This is a genomic window from Roseococcus sp. GW821-FHT12F05 (genome assembly GCF_058806835.1).
In genome coordinates, this window is record NZ_JBXAQB010000018.1 from 24,583 (window position 1) to 39,672 (window position 15,090).

General features: G+C 71.2%; 18 protein-coding genes. 11 read left to right on the top strand and 7 right to left on the bottom strand.

The window, feature by feature from the left end; genetic code table 11:
* Positions 1–77: 77 nt before the first annotated feature.
* The 3 genes from queF to queA are packed head-to-tail and all read right to left on the bottom strand — an operon-like array spanning position 78 to position 2,742.
* A complete protein-coding gene (gene queF / locus AC1ROY_RS29430) occupies positions 78–545 on the bottom strand; it encodes a preQ(1) synthase (protein ID WP_493152502.1) in 468 nt (155 codons plus the stop codon).
* Positions 542–1,675, bottom strand: a complete 1,134-nt coding sequence (gene tgt, locus AC1ROY_RS29435) for a tRNA guanosine(34) transglycosylase Tgt (protein ID WP_493152503.1) — start codon at positions 1,673–1,675, stop codon at positions 542–544. Before tgt ends, queF begins: the two co-directional genes overlap by 4 nt.
* Positions 1,672–2,742, bottom strand: a complete 1,071-nt coding sequence (gene queA, locus AC1ROY_RS29440) for a tRNA preQ1(34) S-adenosylmethionine ribosyltransferase-isomerase QueA (protein WP_493152504.1) — start codon at positions 2,740–2,742, stop codon at positions 1,672–1,674. The genes tgt and queA overlap by 4 nt, the downstream gene beginning before the upstream one ends.
* Positions 2,743–2,918: 176 nt before the next feature.
* Between queA and AC1ROY_RS29445 the strand changes: the two genes are divergently transcribed.
* The 11 genes from AC1ROY_RS29445 (at position 2,919) to AC1ROY_RS29495 (ending at position 11,664) form a co-directional block, all read left to right on the top strand.
* Positions 2,919–3,341 (top strand): globin family protein, encoded by a 423-nt coding sequence (locus tag AC1ROY_RS29445; protein WP_493152505.1) that lies wholly within the window; start codon positions 2,919–2,921, stop codon positions 3,339–3,341.
* A gap of 488 nt (positions 3,342–3,829) precedes the next feature.
* The gene (locus tag AC1ROY_RS29450; RefSeq protein ID WP_493152506.1) at positions 3,830–4,870 is read left to right on the top strand and encodes a sulfate ABC transporter substrate-binding protein; all 1,041 of its coding nucleotides are present in this window, start codon (positions 3,830–3,832) and stop codon (positions 4,868–4,870) included.
* On the top strand, positions 4,867–5,715 hold the full coding sequence (gene cysT, locus AC1ROY_RS29455) for a sulfate ABC transporter permease subunit CysT (RefSeq protein ID WP_493152507.1): 849 nt from the start codon (positions 4,867–4,869) through the stop codon (positions 5,713–5,715). The genes AC1ROY_RS29450 and cysT overlap by 4 nt, the downstream gene beginning before the upstream one ends.
* Positions 5,712–6,560, top strand: a complete 849-nt coding sequence (cysW, locus tag AC1ROY_RS29460; RefSeq protein WP_493152508.1) for a sulfate ABC transporter permease subunit CysW — start codon at positions 5,712–5,714, stop codon at positions 6,558–6,560. The genes cysT and cysW overlap by 4 nt, the downstream gene beginning before the upstream one ends.
* Complete coding sequence (locus tag AC1ROY_RS29465) at positions 6,557–7,660, top strand: sulfate/molybdate ABC transporter ATP-binding protein (protein ID WP_493152509.1); 1,104 nt, start codon at positions 6,557–6,559, stop codon at positions 7,658–7,660. Before cysW ends, AC1ROY_RS29465 begins: the two co-directional genes overlap by 4 nt.
* Positions 7,661–7,764: 104 nt before the next feature.
* Positions 7,765–8,187, top strand: coding sequence for a globin domain-containing protein (locus tag AC1ROY_RS29470; protein WP_493152510.1), 423 nt, complete (start codon positions 7,765–7,767; stop codon positions 8,185–8,187).
* Between the two features lie 112 nt (positions 8,188–8,299).
* Positions 8,300–9,526 carry an MFS transporter gene (locus tag AC1ROY_RS29475; protein WP_493152511.1) on the top strand — a complete coding sequence of 409 codons (1,227 nt, stop codon included), beginning with the start codon at positions 8,300–8,302 and terminating at the stop codon, positions 9,524–9,526.
* 25 nt (positions 9,527–9,551) lie between these two features.
* The gene (locus tag AC1ROY_RS29480) at positions 9,552–10,001 is read left to right on the top strand and encodes a hypothetical protein (RefSeq protein ID WP_493152512.1); all 450 of its coding nucleotides are present in this window, start codon (positions 9,552–9,554) and stop codon (positions 9,999–10,001) included.
* Positions 10,002–10,019: 18 nt separating this feature from the next.
* Positions 10,020–10,655 (top strand): aspartate/glutamate racemase family protein, encoded by a 636-nt coding sequence (locus AC1ROY_RS29485; RefSeq protein WP_493152513.1) that lies wholly within the window; start codon positions 10,020–10,022, stop codon positions 10,653–10,655.
* Positions 10,652–11,122: a thioredoxin-dependent thiol peroxidase gene (bcp, locus tag AC1ROY_RS29490; RefSeq protein WP_493152514.1), complete on the top strand. Its 471-nt coding sequence runs from the start codon at positions 10,652–10,654 to the stop codon at positions 11,120–11,122. The genes AC1ROY_RS29485 and bcp overlap by 4 nt, the downstream gene beginning before the upstream one ends.
* Before the next feature lie 65 nt (positions 11,123–11,187).
* On the top strand, positions 11,188–11,664 hold the full coding sequence (locus AC1ROY_RS29495) for a GNAT family N-acetyltransferase (protein WP_493152515.1): 477 nt from the start codon (positions 11,188–11,190) through the stop codon (positions 11,662–11,664).
* 147 nt (positions 11,665–11,811) lie between these two features.
* Here AC1ROY_RS29495 and AC1ROY_RS29500 read toward each other — a convergent pair whose 3' ends face one another.
* The 4 genes from AC1ROY_RS29500 to AC1ROY_RS29515 form a co-directional block, all read right to left on the bottom strand.
* A complete protein-coding gene (locus AC1ROY_RS29500; RefSeq protein WP_493152516.1) occupies positions 11,812–12,978 on the bottom strand; it encodes an acyl-CoA dehydrogenase family protein in 1,167 nt (388 codons plus the stop codon).
* Between the two features lie 3 nt (positions 12,979–12,981).
* Positions 12,982–13,764: an enoyl-CoA hydratase/isomerase family protein gene (locus AC1ROY_RS29505; RefSeq protein WP_493152517.1), complete on the bottom strand. Its 783-nt coding sequence runs from the start codon at positions 13,762–13,764 to the stop codon at positions 12,982–12,984.
* 84 nt (positions 13,765–13,848) lie between these two features.
* Positions 13,849–14,784 carry a transcriptional regulator GcvA gene (gcvA, locus tag AC1ROY_RS29510; protein ID WP_493152618.1) on the bottom strand — a complete coding sequence of 312 codons (936 nt, stop codon included), beginning with the start codon at positions 14,782–14,784 and terminating at the stop codon, positions 13,849–13,851.
* Positions 14,745–15,032: a hypothetical protein gene (locus AC1ROY_RS29515; RefSeq protein ID WP_493152518.1), complete on the bottom strand. Its 288-nt coding sequence runs from the start codon at positions 15,030–15,032 to the stop codon at positions 14,745–14,747. Before AC1ROY_RS29515 ends, gcvA begins: the two co-directional genes overlap by 40 nt.
* Positions 15,033–15,090: the final 58 nt, after the last annotated feature.

Genomic DNA, 15,090 nt, shown 5'->3' on the forward strand with positions numbered 1-15,090 from the left:
TTGCCTGGTCAGGTCCGGTTCGACTCTTGGGTGACGAAGCTCAGGGGCGGCATCAACCCTGGCGTGCGGAAACCATGTCACCCCCGGCCGCGATATCCCGGGACGTCCTGCGGCGGGATCCAGACGCCCTCCGGCGGCACGCCGGTCTGGTAGAAGACGTCGATCGGGATGCCGCCGCGCGGATACCAGTAGCCGCCGATGCGCAGCCACGCCGGTTCCAGCAGCGCCACCAGCCGCCGGGCGATGTCCAGCGTACAGGCCTCGTGGAAGGCGCCGTGGTTGCGGAAGCTGCCGAGGAAGAGCTTCAGGCTCTTGCTTTCCACGATCCAGCCGCGCGGGATGTAGTCGATCACCAGATGCGCGAAGTCCGGCTGTCCCGTCAGCGGGCAGAGCGAGGTGAACTCGGGCGCAGCGAAGCGGATGCAGTAGGCGAGGTCGGCGTGGGGATTCTGCACACGCTCCAGCACCGCCTCGTCCGGGCTGGCCGGGAGCTGCGTGTGTGCGCCGAGCTGGGTCAGGCCGGCGGTCTCGGTCTTCGTGGTCATGTTGCGTCCTCCCCTCCCTCGTCCTGCCTGGCCCATCCGGCCTCGATCGCCGCGGCCTCCGCCTCGAAGCGCCCCTCGAGGATCGCCCCGCGCATCCGCGCCATCAGATCCTGGTAATACTGGATGTTGTGCCAGGTCAGCAGCATCGGCCCCAACATCTCGTCGCATTTCAGCAGGTGGTGCAGATAGGCGCGGCTGTGGCTGCGGCAGGCCGGGCAGGCGCAGCCCTCGTCCAGCGGCCGGTCGTCCTCGGCGTGAACAGCGTTGCGCAGGTTGAGCTGGCCGCGCGAGGTATAGGCCCGCCCCATCCGGCCCGAGCGCGTGGGGATCACGCAGTCGAACATGTCCACGCCCCGGCGCACGGCGCCCAGCAGGTCGGCCGGCTTGCCCACGCCCATCAGGTAGCGCGGATGGCCCTCGGGCAGCATCGGAACCGTGAAGTCGAGCGTGGCGAACATCGCCTCCTGCCCCTCGCCGACGGCGAGACCGCCGATCGCATAGCCCTCGAAGCCGATGGAGGTGAGCGCGGCGCAGCTCTCGGCGCGGAGGTCGGGAAACGTGCTGCCCTGCACGATGCCGAAGAGCCCATGGCCGCCGCGCGCCTCGAAGCAGGTGCGGCAGCGCGCCGCCCAGCGCATGGAGAGGCGCATGGACTTGGCTGCTTCCTCATGGGTGGCGGGGAAGGGGGTGCATTCGTCGAAGCACATGGTGACGTCGGCGCCGAGCAGGCGCTGGATCTCCACGCTGCGTTCGGGCGTGAGCCGGTGCTTCGAGCCGTCCACATGGGATTGGAAGGTGACGCCGTCCTCGTCCATCTTCCGCAGCCCGGCCAGGCTCATCACCTGGAAGCCGCCGGAATCCGTGAGGATCGGGCCCTTCCAGTCCATGAAGCGGTGCAGCCCGCCGAGCCGCGCCACCCGCTCGGCGCCGGGCCGCAGCATCAGGTGGTAGGTGTTGCCCAGCACCATCCTGGCACCGGTGGAGCGCACGGCGTCGGCGGTCATGGCCTTCACCGTGCCGGCCGTGCCGACGGGCATGAAGACCGGCGTCGGCACCGTGCCGTGCGCCGTGTGCAGCGTGCCGGCACGGGCGCGGCCGTCCGTCTGCTGGTGCGACCATTGCAGCGTCATGTCGGGAGATCCGCCTCCTCGCGGAAGAGCAGCGAGGCGTCGCCATAGGAGAAGAAGCGGTAGCCCCCGGCCAGCGCATGCGCATAGGCGCGCCGCATCCGCCGCGTCCCCGCGAAGGCGGAGACGAGCATGAGCAGCGTGGATTTCGGCAGGTGAAAGTTGGTCATCAGCAGATCGGCGGCCCGGAAGGGGAATCCCGGCAGGATGTAGATGTCGGTGAGGCCGGAAAACATGGGGATCGGCGCATGGCGGTCCTCCACGCCAACAGCGGCGGTCTCCAGCAGCCGCAGCGCCGTGGTGCCGCAGCAGAGGATGCGCCGTCCCTCGGCGCGGGCCGCGTTGATGGTGGCGGCGGCCTCGGCGCCGAGCTCGCCCCATTCGTGGTGCATCACGTGGCGGCGCGGATCTTCCTCGCGGACGGGGAGGAAGGTTCCGGCGCCGACATGCAGCGTGACCGTGGCGCGCTGCACGCCCCGCGCCTCCAGGGCGGCGAGCAGCGCCGGCGTGAAGTGCAGGCTGGCCGTGGGCGCGGCGACGGCGCCCGGGCGCGCGGCGAAGACGGTCTGGTAGTCGGCACGATCCTCGGCGGCGGGGCCGGAGGCGCGCTGGATATAGGGGGGCAGGGGGATCTCGCCGGCCTGCTCCAGTGCCGCCATCAGCCGGGCCGGGTCGGCGCCGAAATCCAGCCGGGCGCTGCCGCCCTCGAACTTCTGCAGCACCCGTGCGGTCAGCTCGGCGCCCTCGATCGCGATCTCGTCGCCCACGCGCAGCCGTCGGGCATTGCGGATGAGGGCGTGCCAGCTGCCGTCGCCCTCGGCACGGTTCAGCATGACCTCGATCCGGGCTTCGCCGCGCCGGGCGCGCAGCCGGGCCGGGATCACGCGGGTGTCGTTCACCACCATCACGTCGCCGGGCTCGAGCAGCGCCGGCAGGTCGCGCACGCCGAGATCCTCCAGCGCATCGCCGCGCACGACCATCATCCGCGCGGCGTCGCGCGGGCGCACGGGCGCCTGGGCAATCGCGGCCTCGGGCAGCGCGTAGTCGAAATCCTGGGTGGCGAGCGTCATGGGCCGCCGCGGTTAGCCTGGGCCGGCCTCCGGCGCAAATCGCGGGCGCACGCCGCCCCCTTGCCAGAGGCCGAGAGACCCCTGGAACCCGGCTCGCGACCGACACGACAAAGCGCGGCGGCGCGCTGCGACAATTTCAGGCGAAAGAATGAACCGACAGCGATGGAGGACACCCCATGGACCAGAGACAAGCCGAAATCGTGCGGAACAGCTTCCCGAAGGTCGCTTCCATCGCGGCCCCGGCGGCGGCGCTGTTCTATCGCCGCCTCTTCGAGATCGAGCCCTCGACGCGACGGCTCTTCGTCCAGACGGATATCGAGGCGCAGGGCGCCAAGCTCATGGCCGCGCTCGGCTTCGTGGTCGCGAGCCTCGACCGGCCCGAGCGGCTGGCCCCGACGATCCAGGCCATGGCCCTTCGCCACGTGCAGTACGGCGTCCTCCGCGAGCATTATGCCGCCGTGGGTCAGGCGCTGCTCTGGACCCTGGAGCAGGGCCTCGGCGAGGCCTTCACGCCGCAGGTCCGCGCGGCCTGGACGGAGGCCTACCTCCTGCTTTCGGGCATGATGGTCGAGGCGGCCTATCCGCCGATCGCGGCCTAGCTCTGGCCTGGGACCGCGGCAGCGGCCTGACGAGGGGCCGCGGAAGCGGGTCTTCCGCCAGGAGGATTCCCGCCAGCGACGTTCATGAGCGGAGCTCGCGCGATTGGACCTCCCCCTGGGGGCCGAATCCCCGCTGGAACTGCGCGACGCCTGGAGCCAGACCTGTCGCGTGGCAGTAGCGAGCTTCGTCGGCTCACATTTTCGCGCGTTCGCCCCCTGATCGCGCCGCCGTAGAGGCGGGATCACGCGCGTGCCATTCACCATGACGCGGCCCGGCTCAGGTGGCTTCAGGTATTTGTTTTATGGGTATTTTTCTTTATTCACGTCGATGTTTCGGATTCGGAAAGATCTGAATTTGCATGTCCCCTCACGGAAAGTGAGCTTGCCATGGCGGGGGCGGCGGACCACCTCCAAATCTCGTCCTGCCTTTTCGGCAGGGATTGCCGGGCAGCCCATCCGGGCTGCGATGGTTTAGAGAGGAGATGCCCATGCCGCTCCCCGAATTCCGCCGGACCTCCATCCCAGTCCTCGGCCGCCGCGCAACCCTCGGATTTGCCATCGGCCTCGCCGCGCAGCGCGCCGAGGCCCAGCCGGCCCAGAGCCTGCTCAACGTCTCCTACGACCCGACGCGCGAGCTGTACCGCGAGTACAACGCCCTCTTCGCCGCCGCCTGGCGGGCACGGACCGGCCAGACCGTGCGCGTCAACGCATCCCATGGCGGCTCGGGCCGCCAGGCGCGCTCGGTCATCGACGGGCTGCAGGCCGACGTCGTCACCCTCGCGCTGGCCTACGACGTGGACGAGATCGCCGCGCGCGGTCTGATCGCCACCGACTGGATCACCCGCCTGCCGCACAACAGCGCGCCCTACACGAGCACCATCGTTTTCCTCGTGCGCAAGGGGAATCCGAAGGGGGTGCGCGACTGGCCGGACCTGATGCGCCAGGGCGTCTCGGTCATCACGCCCAACCCCAAGACCTCGGGCGGCGCGCGCTGGAACTACCTGGCCGCCTGGGCCTGGGCGAAGCGCCAGCCGGGCGGCAGCGACGCCACGGCCGAGGAGGCGGTGACGCGCCTCTTCCGCAACGTGCCCGTGCTCGATACCGGCGCGCGCGGCTCCACCACCACCTTCGCGCAGCGTGCGCAGGGCGACGTGCTGCTGGCCTGGGAGAACGAGGCGCATCTCGCTTTCCAGGAATTCGGCGCGAACCAGTTCGACATCGTCTACCCGCCGCTCTCCATCCTGGCCGAGCCCTCGGTCGCGGTGGTGGACCGCAACGCGGACCGGCGTGGCACCCGCGCCCTGGCGGAGGCCTATCTCCAGGGCCTCTTCGCCGCCGAAGGCCAGGCCCTCGCCGCGAAGCATTTTTACCGCCCGCGCGATGCGGCGGTGCTCGCGGCCAATGCCTCGCGCTTCCCGCGGATGGAGCTCGTCACCGTGGACGAGGACTTCGGCGGCTGGGCCCAGGCGCAACGGATCCATTTCAACGACGGCGGGGTCTTCGACCGCATCAGCCGGGCCATCCGGTGAGCGCGTCGGCCCTCGCCGGATGGCGGTCCTCGGCCGGCGCGGTCCCGGGCTTCCGCGTCTCGCTCGGCATCACGCTCGCCTGGCTTGGAATCGTGGTGCTGATCCCGCTCTCGGCGCTGGCGCTGCGGCCCTGGGAGCTCGGCCTCGCCGGCGTCTGGAACTCGCTGGCCGACGAGCGGGTCGTGGCCGCCCTGACGCTCTCCTTCGGGGCGGCGCTCGGGGCCGCCACGATCTGCCTGCCGCTGGGCCTGCTGCTGGCCTGGGCGCTGGTGCGGCTGCGCTTTCCCGGGCGCGGCGTGCTGGATGCCGCGATGGACCTGCCCTTCGCGCTGCCCACTGCCGTCGCGGGCATCGCGCTGACGGCGCTCCTCGCGCCGAACGGCTGGCTGGGCGCGCCGCTGGCGGCGATCTTCGGCTGGAAGGTCGCCTTCACCCCGGCCGGCGTGGTGGTGGCGCTGATCTTCGTCGGGCTGCCCTTCATCGTCCGCACGGTGGAGCCCGTGCTGCGCGACATGGGCGCCGAGGCCGAGGAGGCCGCGGCCACCCTCGGCGCCACCCGCCCCCAGGTCCTGTGCCGCGTGGTGCTGCCGGCCCTGCTGCCGGCGCTGCTGACCGGCTTCGCGCTCGCCTTCGCGCGCGCGGTCGGCGAGTACGGCAGCGTCATCTTCATCGCGGGCAACCTGCCGATGGTCAGCGAGATCGCGCCGCTGCTCATCGTCATCCGGCTCGAGCAGTTCGACTATGCCGGCGCGGCGGCGATCGGCCTCGCCATGCTGCTGTTGTCCTTCGCGATCCTGCTCGCGCTCAACCTGGTCCAGCGCGCCCTGCGCCGGGGTCGGGCATGAGCGAGCGGTCCTTCCGCCACGCGGCCCAGGACGCGCCCTGGATCAACGGGCTGATCGGCGCGGCGGCGATCGGCGTCGCCGTGCTGCTGCTCGGCCTGCCGCTCGCCGCCGTCTTCGTCGAGGCGCTGCGGCGCGGCTGGCCCGTGGCGCTGGCGGCGCTGTCCGACCCGGACGCGCTCGCCGCCATCCGCCTGACGCTGATCGTGGCCGCGATCACCGTGCCGGTGAACCTCGTGGGCGGCCTCGCCGCGGCCTGGTGCGTCGCCAAGCACGATTTTCCCGGCAAGCGCGTCCTGGTGACGCTGATCGATCTGCCCTTCTCGGTCTCCCCGGTGATCGCCGGCCTCGTCTTCGTGCTGATGTTCGGCGGCCAGGGCTGGTTCGGCACCTGGCTGCAGGAGCGCGACATCCAGATCATCTTCGCGCTGCCCGGCCTCGTGCTCGCCACGATCTTCGTGACCTTCCCCTTCGTCGCGCGCACGGTGCTGCCGCTGATGCAGGAGCAGGGCCGCGAGGAGGAGGAGGCCGCGGCCACCCTCGGCGCCGGCGGCCTGCAGACCTTCCTGCGCGTCACGCTGCCCAATGTGAAATGGGCGCTGCTCGCCGGCGTCCTGCTCTGCAATGCGCGGGCCATGGGCGAGTTCGGCGCGGTGTCGGTGGTGTCCGGCCATATCCGGGGGGAGACCAACACCATGCCCTTGCACGTGGAGATCCTCTACAACGAGTATCAGTTCGCCGGCGCCTTCGCGGTGGCGGCGGCGCTCGCGCTGCTGGGCGTGGTGACGCTGGTCGCGAAGACGGTCCTGGAGCGGATCGCCGGGCGCCGGATGCGGGAGGGGCGATGACGGTCGAGGCGGAAGAGGTCGAGCGCCGCTTCGGCACCGCCGCGGCCCTTCGCGGCGTCTCGCTGCGGCTGCAGCCGGGCGAGTTCGTGGCCCTGCTCGGTCCCTCGGGCTCGGGCAAGACCACGCTGTTGCGCATCCTCGCGGGGCTCGACTGCGCGGATGCGGGGACGGTGCGCATCGCAGGGCGGGACATGGCGGGCGTGCCGGCGCGCAGCCGCCGGATCGGCGTCGTCTTCCAGAACTACGCGCTGTTCCGTCACATGACGGTCTTCGAGAACGTGGCCTTCGGCCTGCGCGTGCGGCCGCGCGCCGAGCGCCCGCGGGAGGCGGAGATCCGAGCCCGCGTCGCCCGCCTGCTGGAGCTCGTGCAGATTCCCGACCTCGCCGGCCGTTACCCCGAGCAGATCTCGGGCGGGCAGCGGCAGCGCGCGGCGCTGGCCCGGGCGCTCGCCATCGAGCCCGAGCTGCTGCTGCTCGACGAGCCCTTCGGCGCGCTCGACGCCGTCGTGCGCAAGGAGGTTCGCCGCTGGCTGCGCGGGCTGCATGGCCAGCTCGGCATCACCTCCATCCTGGTGACGCACGACCAGGAGGAGGCGATGGAGATGGCCGACCGCATCGCCGTCATGGACCGCGGCCGCATCGCGCAATTCGCCACGCCGCGCGAGCTGCTGGACGCACCGGCGAGCGCCTTCGTGGCCGGCTTCGTGGGCGAGGCGGCGCGGCTGCCCTGCACGGTCTCGGCGGGCGTCGCGCGCTTCGCCGATGCGGGGCTGGGCTCGCTGCACGCCGCCCTGCCGGACGGGGCTGCGTCGGCCTTCCTGCGGCCGGCCGACGTGCGGGCCGAGGCCGGGGCAGGCAGCGCCGTGGTGCGCGCGCGCCTCGGCGGCGGCGGCTCGCGGCTGCTGCTCGAGGTGGGTGGCCTCGAGCTGGAGGCCGAGGCGGCGCCGGGCGCCGAATGGCTCGACCGCGGCGCCCGCTGCGGCGTGAGCCTGCGGGGCGCCTGGATCTTCGCGGAGAGCGGCGAGCGCGCGCGGGGACTGCCGGTGGGCGCGCCGCCGAGGTTGCGGAGCTTCACAGGCGGCCTTTCGGCGGAGGACTGAGGGGCACATCCGCGTGACAGACGCGACAATCCGCGCCCGCCGGCGGCAAATGCCCGTGACATCGCGCGCGCAGCCTGTCTCCCGAGCCTCGGGGGAGTCTGGCCATGGACGAGAAGAGCATCCGATTGATCCGCGAGAGCTTCGCGCAGGTCGCAGCCATCGCCTCTCCGGCAGCCATCCTCTTCTACGGGCGGCTCTTCCGCATCGACCCCTCGACGCGCGCTATCTTCGCCCGGGCGGACATGCGGGCGCAGGGCACGCGGTTCATCGCCGCCCTCGGCTATGCGGTGGCGACGCTCGACAAGCCCGACCGCCTGCTGCCGATCGCGCGCGACCTGGCGCAGCGCCACGTCGTCCACGGGCTGCGGCCGGAGCACTTCCGCTCGATCGGCGAGGCGCTGGAATGGATGCTCGCGGAATGCCTGGCGGAGGATTTCACGCCGGAGCTGCGTTCCGCCTGGAGCGGCGCCTTCGAGGAGCTGGCCGCGGCGGTGACGGACGAGGACTATCCCGCGTTAGCCGCCTGAGCCGCGCCCCGCAGACCGGCGCCGCGCGCATGGCATGGCATGCGTGCGGCGCATTTGCTGCGACGCCACGGCGCGTGGAAGATGACCTCGCCCCAGGGGAGTCCGGGAAAGCATGTCCGCCACGACCCGCAATGCCGGGATCCTGATCGCCTGTGCCGTCGCGGCCGCCGCCCTCGCCATGGGGCTGCGCCAGAGCTTCGGCCTCTTCCTCGCCCCCATGACCGCAGAGCGCGGCTGGTCCACCTCGGGCTTCGCGCTGGCTATCGCCTTCCAGGTGCTGCTGAACGGCTTCGCCCAGCCGATCGCAGGCCAGTTCGCCGACCGCTTCGGCGCGCGGCCCGTGGTGATGGGCGGGGCCGCGCTCTATTCCGTCGGCATCCTCGGCATGGCGCTGAGCGAGAACCTGCCCCTCTTCACCTTCTTCGCCGGCCTCGTCATGGGCGTCGCCGTCGCCGCCGCCGGCATGCCGGTGATTTCAGCGGCGCTCACCCGCGGCCTGCCCGAGAGCATGCGCGGCCGTGCCGTCGGCCTCGGCACGGCGGGCTCCAGCTTCGGTCAGTTCCTCGTCGTGCCGCTGAGCCAGCTCGGCATCAACCTCGCGGGATGGCACGGCGCGCTCTTCCTGATGGCGGGCGCGGCCCTGCTGATGATCCCGCTGGCCCTGCCGCTCGGCGCCCAGCCGGCGCCGCCCAAGCCCGGCACGACGGAGCAGACCGCCGGCGAGGCGCTGCGGGCTGCGACCTCCTCGCCGAGCTTCTGGTGCCTCTTCGCGGGCTTCTTCGTCTGCGGCGTGCATGTGAGCTTCCTCGCCGTCCACCTGCCGGGCTTCGTGGCGACCTGCCACCTGCCGGCCTCGGTGGGCGCGGCCTCCATCGCGCTGATCGGCCTGTTCAACGTGGTGGGCTCGCTCGGCGCGGGCGAGCTCTCCCAGCGCTGGAAGCGGCGCGAGCTGCTGGTGGCGATCTACGCGCTGCGCGGCGTGCTGATGGCGGTCTTCCTCTTCGCCGAGAAGACCACGACCAACGTGCTGATCTTCTCCGCCTTCATGGGGCTGCTCTGGCTCTCCACCGTGCCGCCGACGGTGGCGCTCTGCGCGCGCAACTGGGGCACGCGCTGGCTCGCCACCATCTTCGGCATCGTCTTCCTGGGCCATCAGCTCGGCGGCTTCACCGGCGCCTTCCTCGGCGGCTATATCTTCGACCTGACCGGCAACTACGACCTCATGTGGAGCGTTAGCATCGCCTTCGCCGCCTTTGCGGCCTTCATCCACCTTCCCATCCAGGACGGACCCAAGACCGCCATCCCGGGCCTGGCGCCGCCGGCCCGGCGGGCTACATAGGGGAAAGCTGTTGCCAGGAGTTTTCATGCTGCGCCGACGTTCGCTGCTTCCTCTCGTGTCCGGCCTGCTGGCCGCCCCCGCGCTCTCGTCTCAGACCGCCCGGGCCCAGACCCGCCAGGGACCGCCCCACGAGTGGATGTTCGGCGGCTGGACCGGCGGCATCTTCCCCGCGACCGAAACCGACGGGCCGGCCTGCTTCGGCAATGTCTCCGTGATCGTGACGCGGGACGTGGTGATGCGTGTCTCGAGCCTGGACGTCGCCTTCCGCCAGCGCGCGATCGAGACGGTGGCGCTCATCCCCAACGGCCTCGAATTCCGCTTCGTGCCCATGCCCGGCCGCGCCGCCGTTCCCGAGGCCGGCTTCGGCTGCGACAACAACCCCAACATCCTGCGCGTCCGGCGCGTCGGCGAGGACGAGGTGGTCTTCACCGACTGCCGCGAGTTCCCGAGCCCGCTGAAGCGCTGCAAGGGCTGAGCCCCAGAGGTCGATGATATGCCGCGCATCACGCTGATCCACGCGCTGCGCCACTCGCCGCCGCCGATCGAGGCAGCCTTCGCGCGGCTCTGGCCCGGCAACACGCTGATGAACCTGATGGACGACAGCCTGTCCGCCGATCTTGCCCGCCAGGGGAAGCTGACGCCGGAGATGACGCAGCGCTTCCGCGCGCTGGGCGACTACGCGACGGGCACGGGGGCGGAGGCCATCCTCTTCACCTGCTCGGCCTTCGGGCCCTGCATAGAGGCCGTCGCGGCCGAGCACGCGTCCATGCCGGTGCTCAAGCCGAACGAGGCGATGATCGAGGAGATCGTGGCCTCGGGCGCGCGGAAGGTGGGGCTGCTCGCGACCTTCCCGGGCACGCTCTCCTCCATGCCGCCGGAATTCCCCGAGGGCATCGAGGTCGTGCCCTGCCTCGCCGAGGGCGCGCTGGCCGCGCTCGACGCCGGCGACGTCGCGGCGCATGACCGGCTGGCCATGGAGGCCTCGCTCGCACTGAAGGACTGCGACGCCATCGCGCTCGGCCAGTTCAGCCTGGCGCATGTGGCGCCGATGGTGGCGGGGGCTACGGGCCTGCCGGTCTTCTCCACGCCGGACAGCGCCGTGCGCAAGCTGAAGAGGATCCTGGCATGAGCGAACTGGCCGTCGGCGACGCCGCGCCGGACTTCACCCTGGAGGCCTCGGGCGGGCGCACGGTCAGCGCCGCGTCGCTGAAGGGGAAGCCCTACCTGCTTTACTTCTACCCCAAGGCGAACACGCCCGGCTGCACCACCCAAGCCTGCGGCATCCAGGAGGCCCTGCCGGCCCTGGGCAGGACGGGGATCACCATCATCGGCGTCAGCCCCGACCCCATGCCGCCCATCGAGAAATTCGCGAAGAAGTTCAACCTGACCTTCCCGCTGGCGAGCGACCCGGAGCACCACCTCGCCGAGGCCTATGGCACCTGGGTCGAGAAGCAGTTCATGGGGCGCAAGTACATGGGCTTCGAGCGCTCCAGCTTCCTGGTCGACAAGGACGGGAAGATCGCGGCCATCTGGCGCAAGGTGAAGCCGGAGGCGCATGCGGCGCAGGTGCTGGAGGCGGCGAAGGCGCTGGGCTGACGCCAGGCTTTCGATCAAACCATGCTGCGGCAACCGACCCCGGTATCTCGGAGGACACGATCACGATGTGGGTGGAGCAGCACGAGCAGATCGACAAGCACCTAGACATGTCCATCCGCAAGGCTTTCGGCGCACCTCTGCGGAAGGCGATGCGCCGCCATCCGAACCAGACCCGCTGGCTGCTGATCCAGGATGACGACGCCATGGTGGCCGCCTGCTTCCTGAGCGTCTGGGGCGAATGGGCCAGCATCGAAGGAATCTGGGTGGATTCGTCGCGGCGCCGGCAGGGCCTGGGGACGCAGCTGCTGCTCTCGGCCGAGGAATTCGCCCGGGCCCAGGAGCTCCGGGGACTGGAAGTCATGATCCACGGCCTGAACGCGCCGGGATTCTTCCTCAGCGCCGGTTTCCAGGCGGTCGGTCAGCTCGAGAGCTCCCGGCCCGACATGGCGAAGAGCTGGTTCGTCAAGAGCTTCACGCCCCTGAAGCTGGCCTTCCCGGGCCGCCGCGTCGCGACGCCGCGTCGGGCCGTCGAAGCCGATTGACCGGCCCGGCGGCGGGCGGGCGGAGCTCCCGACGCGCCGCGCGGCTAGAGCCCTCTTCGTTCGCAAGAGCTCACTGCAAAGCCTCTAGCTTCCTGTTTTGAGAGCATGATTCACGCTTCCGGTGATTCCACCAGCAGCGATCATGCTCTAGTTGTACTGCTTCAGCGCCCGCCGCGCGATCGCCATGCGGTGAACTTCCGACGGACCCTCGTAGATCCGCATCACGCGCACCTGCTGTGCCATGAGCTGCAGCGGCAGCTCGCGCGTCATGCCCATGGCGCCGAAGGCCTGCATGGCGTGGTCCACGATCTCGGTCGCCATCTCCGTCGCATAGACCTTGATCATCGAGGCCTCGTTGCGCACGTCCCCGCCGGCGTCCAGCGTCGCCGCGCCCGCCTGCACCATGAGCCGGCAGGCGTGGATCTTCGTCGCGGCGTCGGCGATCCACCATTGGATGGCCTGGCGCTCGGAGAGCGGCACGCCGAAGGTGACGCGCTGCTTCACCTGCACGCACATCATCTGCAGCGCGCGCTCGGAGATGCCGATGCAGCGCGCCCCCAGCTCCAGCCGCCGGACGTTGAGGCGCAGCTGCATGGGCTCGTAGCCCTGGCCGACCTCGCCCAGCACGTTGCGGTCCGGCACGCGGCAGTCCTCGAAGACCAGCTCGTAGGTGCGGCGGCCGCCGATCATCTTGATCTGCCGCTCCACGAGGAAGCCCGGCGTGCCCTTGTCGACGAGGAAGGCCGTGACGCCGTCGGCGCGCTTGCCCGGGCTGGTGCGCGCCATGAGGATGATGAAGTCGGCCGCGGTGACGCGGCTCACCCAGATCTTGCGGCCGTTGATGATCCAGTCGTCGCCGTCCCTGACGGCGCGGGTCAGCATGCCGCCGGGGTCGCCGCCGGCGCCCGGCTCGGAGATGGCGATGCAGGATTTCTTCTCGCCCGCCGCGTAGGGGCCGAGATAGTGCTCGCGCTGGTACGCGTCGGCGACGGACAGCATCATGTGCAGGTTCGGGCTGTCGGGCGGGAAGAGGAAGGGCGTCACCGTCCGGCCCAGCTCCTCCTGCACGAGCACCAGCGCCGAGGCCGGCATGTTGGCGCCGCCCAGGTCCTCCGGCACGTCGAGGCCCCAGAGGCCGAGCTCACGGCACTTCGCATGCAGCGGCTCCTCCTCCGCCGGCGTGAGGCCGAGCGCGCCGCCCTCCGCCTCGCGGGCGAGGACGGCGGGCTCCAGCGGCATCAGCTCGCGATCCACGAACTTGCGCACCAGCTCCTGGAGCATGCGGTGCTCCTCGGGAATCTCGATCAGCGGCATGGCTCAGCTCCCCGTGAAGTTGGGCGCGCGGCGCTCGGCCATGGCCTTCGTGCCCTCGCGGAAATCATGGGTCTCGCGCAGCCATTTCTGCTGGGCGAGCTCATGGGCGGTGGTGCGCTCGTAATCCTCGGCGATGCCCTCGCGCAGCGTGGCGCGGGTGGCGGCGACGGCCAGCGGCGCGCTGCCGGCGATCTCCAGCGCCAGGGCGCGGGCGGCGGAGAGCACCTCCTCCTGCGGCACGAGCTGGTCGGCGAGTCCCATGGCGAAGGCCTCCTCGCCCGTGATCCGGCGGCCCGTGTAGAAGAGCAGCGCCGCCTTCTGCGCGCCGATCAGCCGGGGCAGGGAGGCGGTCAGCCCGAAGCCGGGATGGTAGCCGAGCCGGGTGAAGTTCGCGCTGAAGCGCGCCTCCGGGCAGGCGATGCGGAAGTCCGCCACCACGGCGAGGCCGAGTCCGGCGCCCACCGCGGCGCCCTGCACGGCGGCCACGATCGGCTTCTTCGTGCGCAGCAGCCGCGCGCCCTCGGTGTAGATGGTGCGGCCGGAGGCATCGGCGTCGCCGGCCTTGCGGTCGCGGTTGGAGAAGTCGGCGCCGGCGCAGAAATGCTTGCCCTCGCCGGTGAGCACGACGGCCCGGCAGGCGGCGTCGGCGTCGAGCGCCTCCAGCGCATCGGCGATCTGCGACGTGAGCCGGAGGTCGATGAAGTTGTTCGGCGGCCGGCAGAGCCACACCGTGGCGACGTGACCGTCGGTCTCCACGCGGACGTCGGAAGGGGCGGCATCGGGCATGAGTTTTCCTCCTGCGCCTCGTTGGCAGCGGCCGGCGCGGCGCGCAACTTCCTTCTCCGAAGGTTGGCCTTCCCAAAAGGAATGTCAGCCCTGGGCGCCCTCGGCCTCCAGCCAGTCCAGGAAGGCACGGAGCCGGTGATCGGGCGGCTGGCGCGCGGGCCAGACGGCGTAGTGGGCGAGGGGCCGTGCCAGCGGCTCGAAGAGCGGGACCAGCACACCGGCCGCGATCTCCTGCCGCAGCATCGGCAGTTGCCCCATGGCGACGCCGAGGCCCTCCATCGCCGCCTGGTAGGCCAGCACCGAGCCGGGCAGCACCATGCCCGTCGCGGCGATGTCCGGGCCGCCCATTGCCTCCAGCCAGTCCTGCCAGTCGTTGCGGCGGTACTTGGTGTGCAGCAGCGTGCAGCGCGCGAGGTCGGCGATCGCGCGCGGCGCGTTGCGGCGGCGCAGGAGCCTGGGGCTGCAGACGGGCTGGATGACGTCGGCGATCAGCCGGCGCTGATCGAGTCCCGGCCAGTCCCCGGGGCCGAACTGGATGGCCACGTCGGCTTCCTCGCGGGCGAAGTCGATGGGCGCGACCCCCGTGCTGATCACCACCTCCAGCCCCGGATGCGCCTCCTGGAAGCGCGGCAGCCGCGGCAGGAGCCAGCGCGTGGCGAAGGTGCTGTAGGAGCGCAGCCGGATGGGCCGCAGGTCCGCCGCCAGGATGCGCTGCGTGGCGCCGGCGATGCGCAGGAAGGCGGGCGAGATCTCCGCGTGGTAGGCGCGCCCGTCGGCGGTCAGGCTGATGCCGTGCCGGTCGCGGCGGAACAGGCGCTTGCGGAGATAGCCCTCCAGCACCGCCACCTGCCGGCTGACCGCCGATTGCGTGACCTGCAGCTCCTCGGCCGCGCGGGTGAAGCTGCCGTGGCGGGCCGCGGCCTCGAAGGCATGAAGCGGATTGAGCGGCGGGAGGCGCAGGTTTCCCTCCGCGGGTGCGCCTACTGCTCCCCGGTGGCTTCCGGGTGCCGCAGGTGCCAGAGCCGCTCATGCGCGGCGACCAGCGTCTCGATGTTGCGGCGGCGGTTGATGTCGGGCGAGACGGGACGGCGGGTCAGCATCATCTCCAGCACGCGCAGGAGTTGCTCGGCGACCTCGAAGTCCCCCTGGTCGCAGGCCTGGTGGAAGGCGACCAGGATCTTGTCCGAAAGCCGTCGTCCCTGGCGCGGAGCGGAGCCGACCCGGGCGGCGTCTTCCCCGCCCTCGCCCCGGTCTTCCTCGTCAGCCATTCATTACTCCTTCGGGACCGGCAGGGCCGAATCCAGCGAATCCGTTGGAAGGTTTATG

Bases quoted from the DNA above. Each gene is read 5' to 3' on its own strand.
- queF (WP_493152502.1), bottom strand. From the start codon at position 545: ATGACCACGAAGACCGAGACCGCCGGCCTGACCCAGCTCGGCGCACAC.
- tgt (WP_493152503.1), bottom strand. From the start codon at position 1,675: ATGACGCTGCAATGGTCGCACCAGCAGACGGACGGCCGCGCCCGTGCC.
- queA (WP_493152504.1), bottom strand. From the start codon at position 2,742: ATGACGCTCGCCACCCAGGATTTCGACTACGCGCTGCCCGAGGCCGCG.
- AC1ROY_RS29445 (WP_493152505.1), top strand. From the start codon at position 2,919: ATGGACCAGAGACAAGCCGAAATCGTGCGGAACAGCTTCCCGAAGGTC.
- AC1ROY_RS29450 (WP_493152506.1), top strand. From the start codon at position 3,830: ATGCCGCTCCCCGAATTCCGCCGGACCTCCATCCCAGTCCTCGGCCGC.
- cysW (WP_493152508.1), top strand. From the start codon at position 5,712: ATGAGCGAGCGGTCCTTCCGCCACGCGGCCCAGGACGCGCCCTGGATC.
- AC1ROY_RS29465 (WP_493152509.1), top strand. From the start codon at position 6,557: ATGACGGTCGAGGCGGAAGAGGTCGAGCGCCGCTTCGGCACCGCCGCG.
- AC1ROY_RS29470 (WP_493152510.1), top strand. From the start codon at position 7,765: ATGGACGAGAAGAGCATCCGATTGATCCGCGAGAGCTTCGCGCAGGTC.
- AC1ROY_RS29475 (WP_493152511.1), top strand. From the start codon at position 8,300: ATGTCCGCCACGACCCGCAATGCCGGGATCCTGATCGCCTGTGCCGTC.
- AC1ROY_RS29480 (WP_493152512.1), top strand. From the start codon at position 9,552: ATGCTGCGCCGACGTTCGCTGCTTCCTCTCGTGTCCGGCCTGCTGGCC.
- AC1ROY_RS29485 (WP_493152513.1), top strand. From the start codon at position 10,020: ATGCCGCGCATCACGCTGATCCACGCGCTGCGCCACTCGCCGCCGCCG.
- bcp (WP_493152514.1), top strand. From the start codon at position 10,652: ATGAGCGAACTGGCCGTCGGCGACGCCGCGCCGGACTTCACCCTGGAG.
- AC1ROY_RS29495 (WP_493152515.1), top strand. From the start codon at position 11,188: ATGTGGGTGGAGCAGCACGAGCAGATCGACAAGCACCTAGACATGTCC.
- AC1ROY_RS29500 (WP_493152516.1), bottom strand. From the start codon at position 12,978: ATGCCGCTGATCGAGATTCCCGAGGAGCACCGCATGCTCCAGGAGCTG.
- AC1ROY_RS29505 (WP_493152517.1), bottom strand. From the start codon at position 13,764: ATGCCCGATGCCGCCCCTTCCGACGTCCGCGTGGAGACCGACGGTCAC.
- AC1ROY_RS29515 (WP_493152518.1), bottom strand. From the start codon at position 15,032: ATGGCTGACGAGGAAGACCGGGGCGAGGGCGGGGAAGACGCCGCCCGG.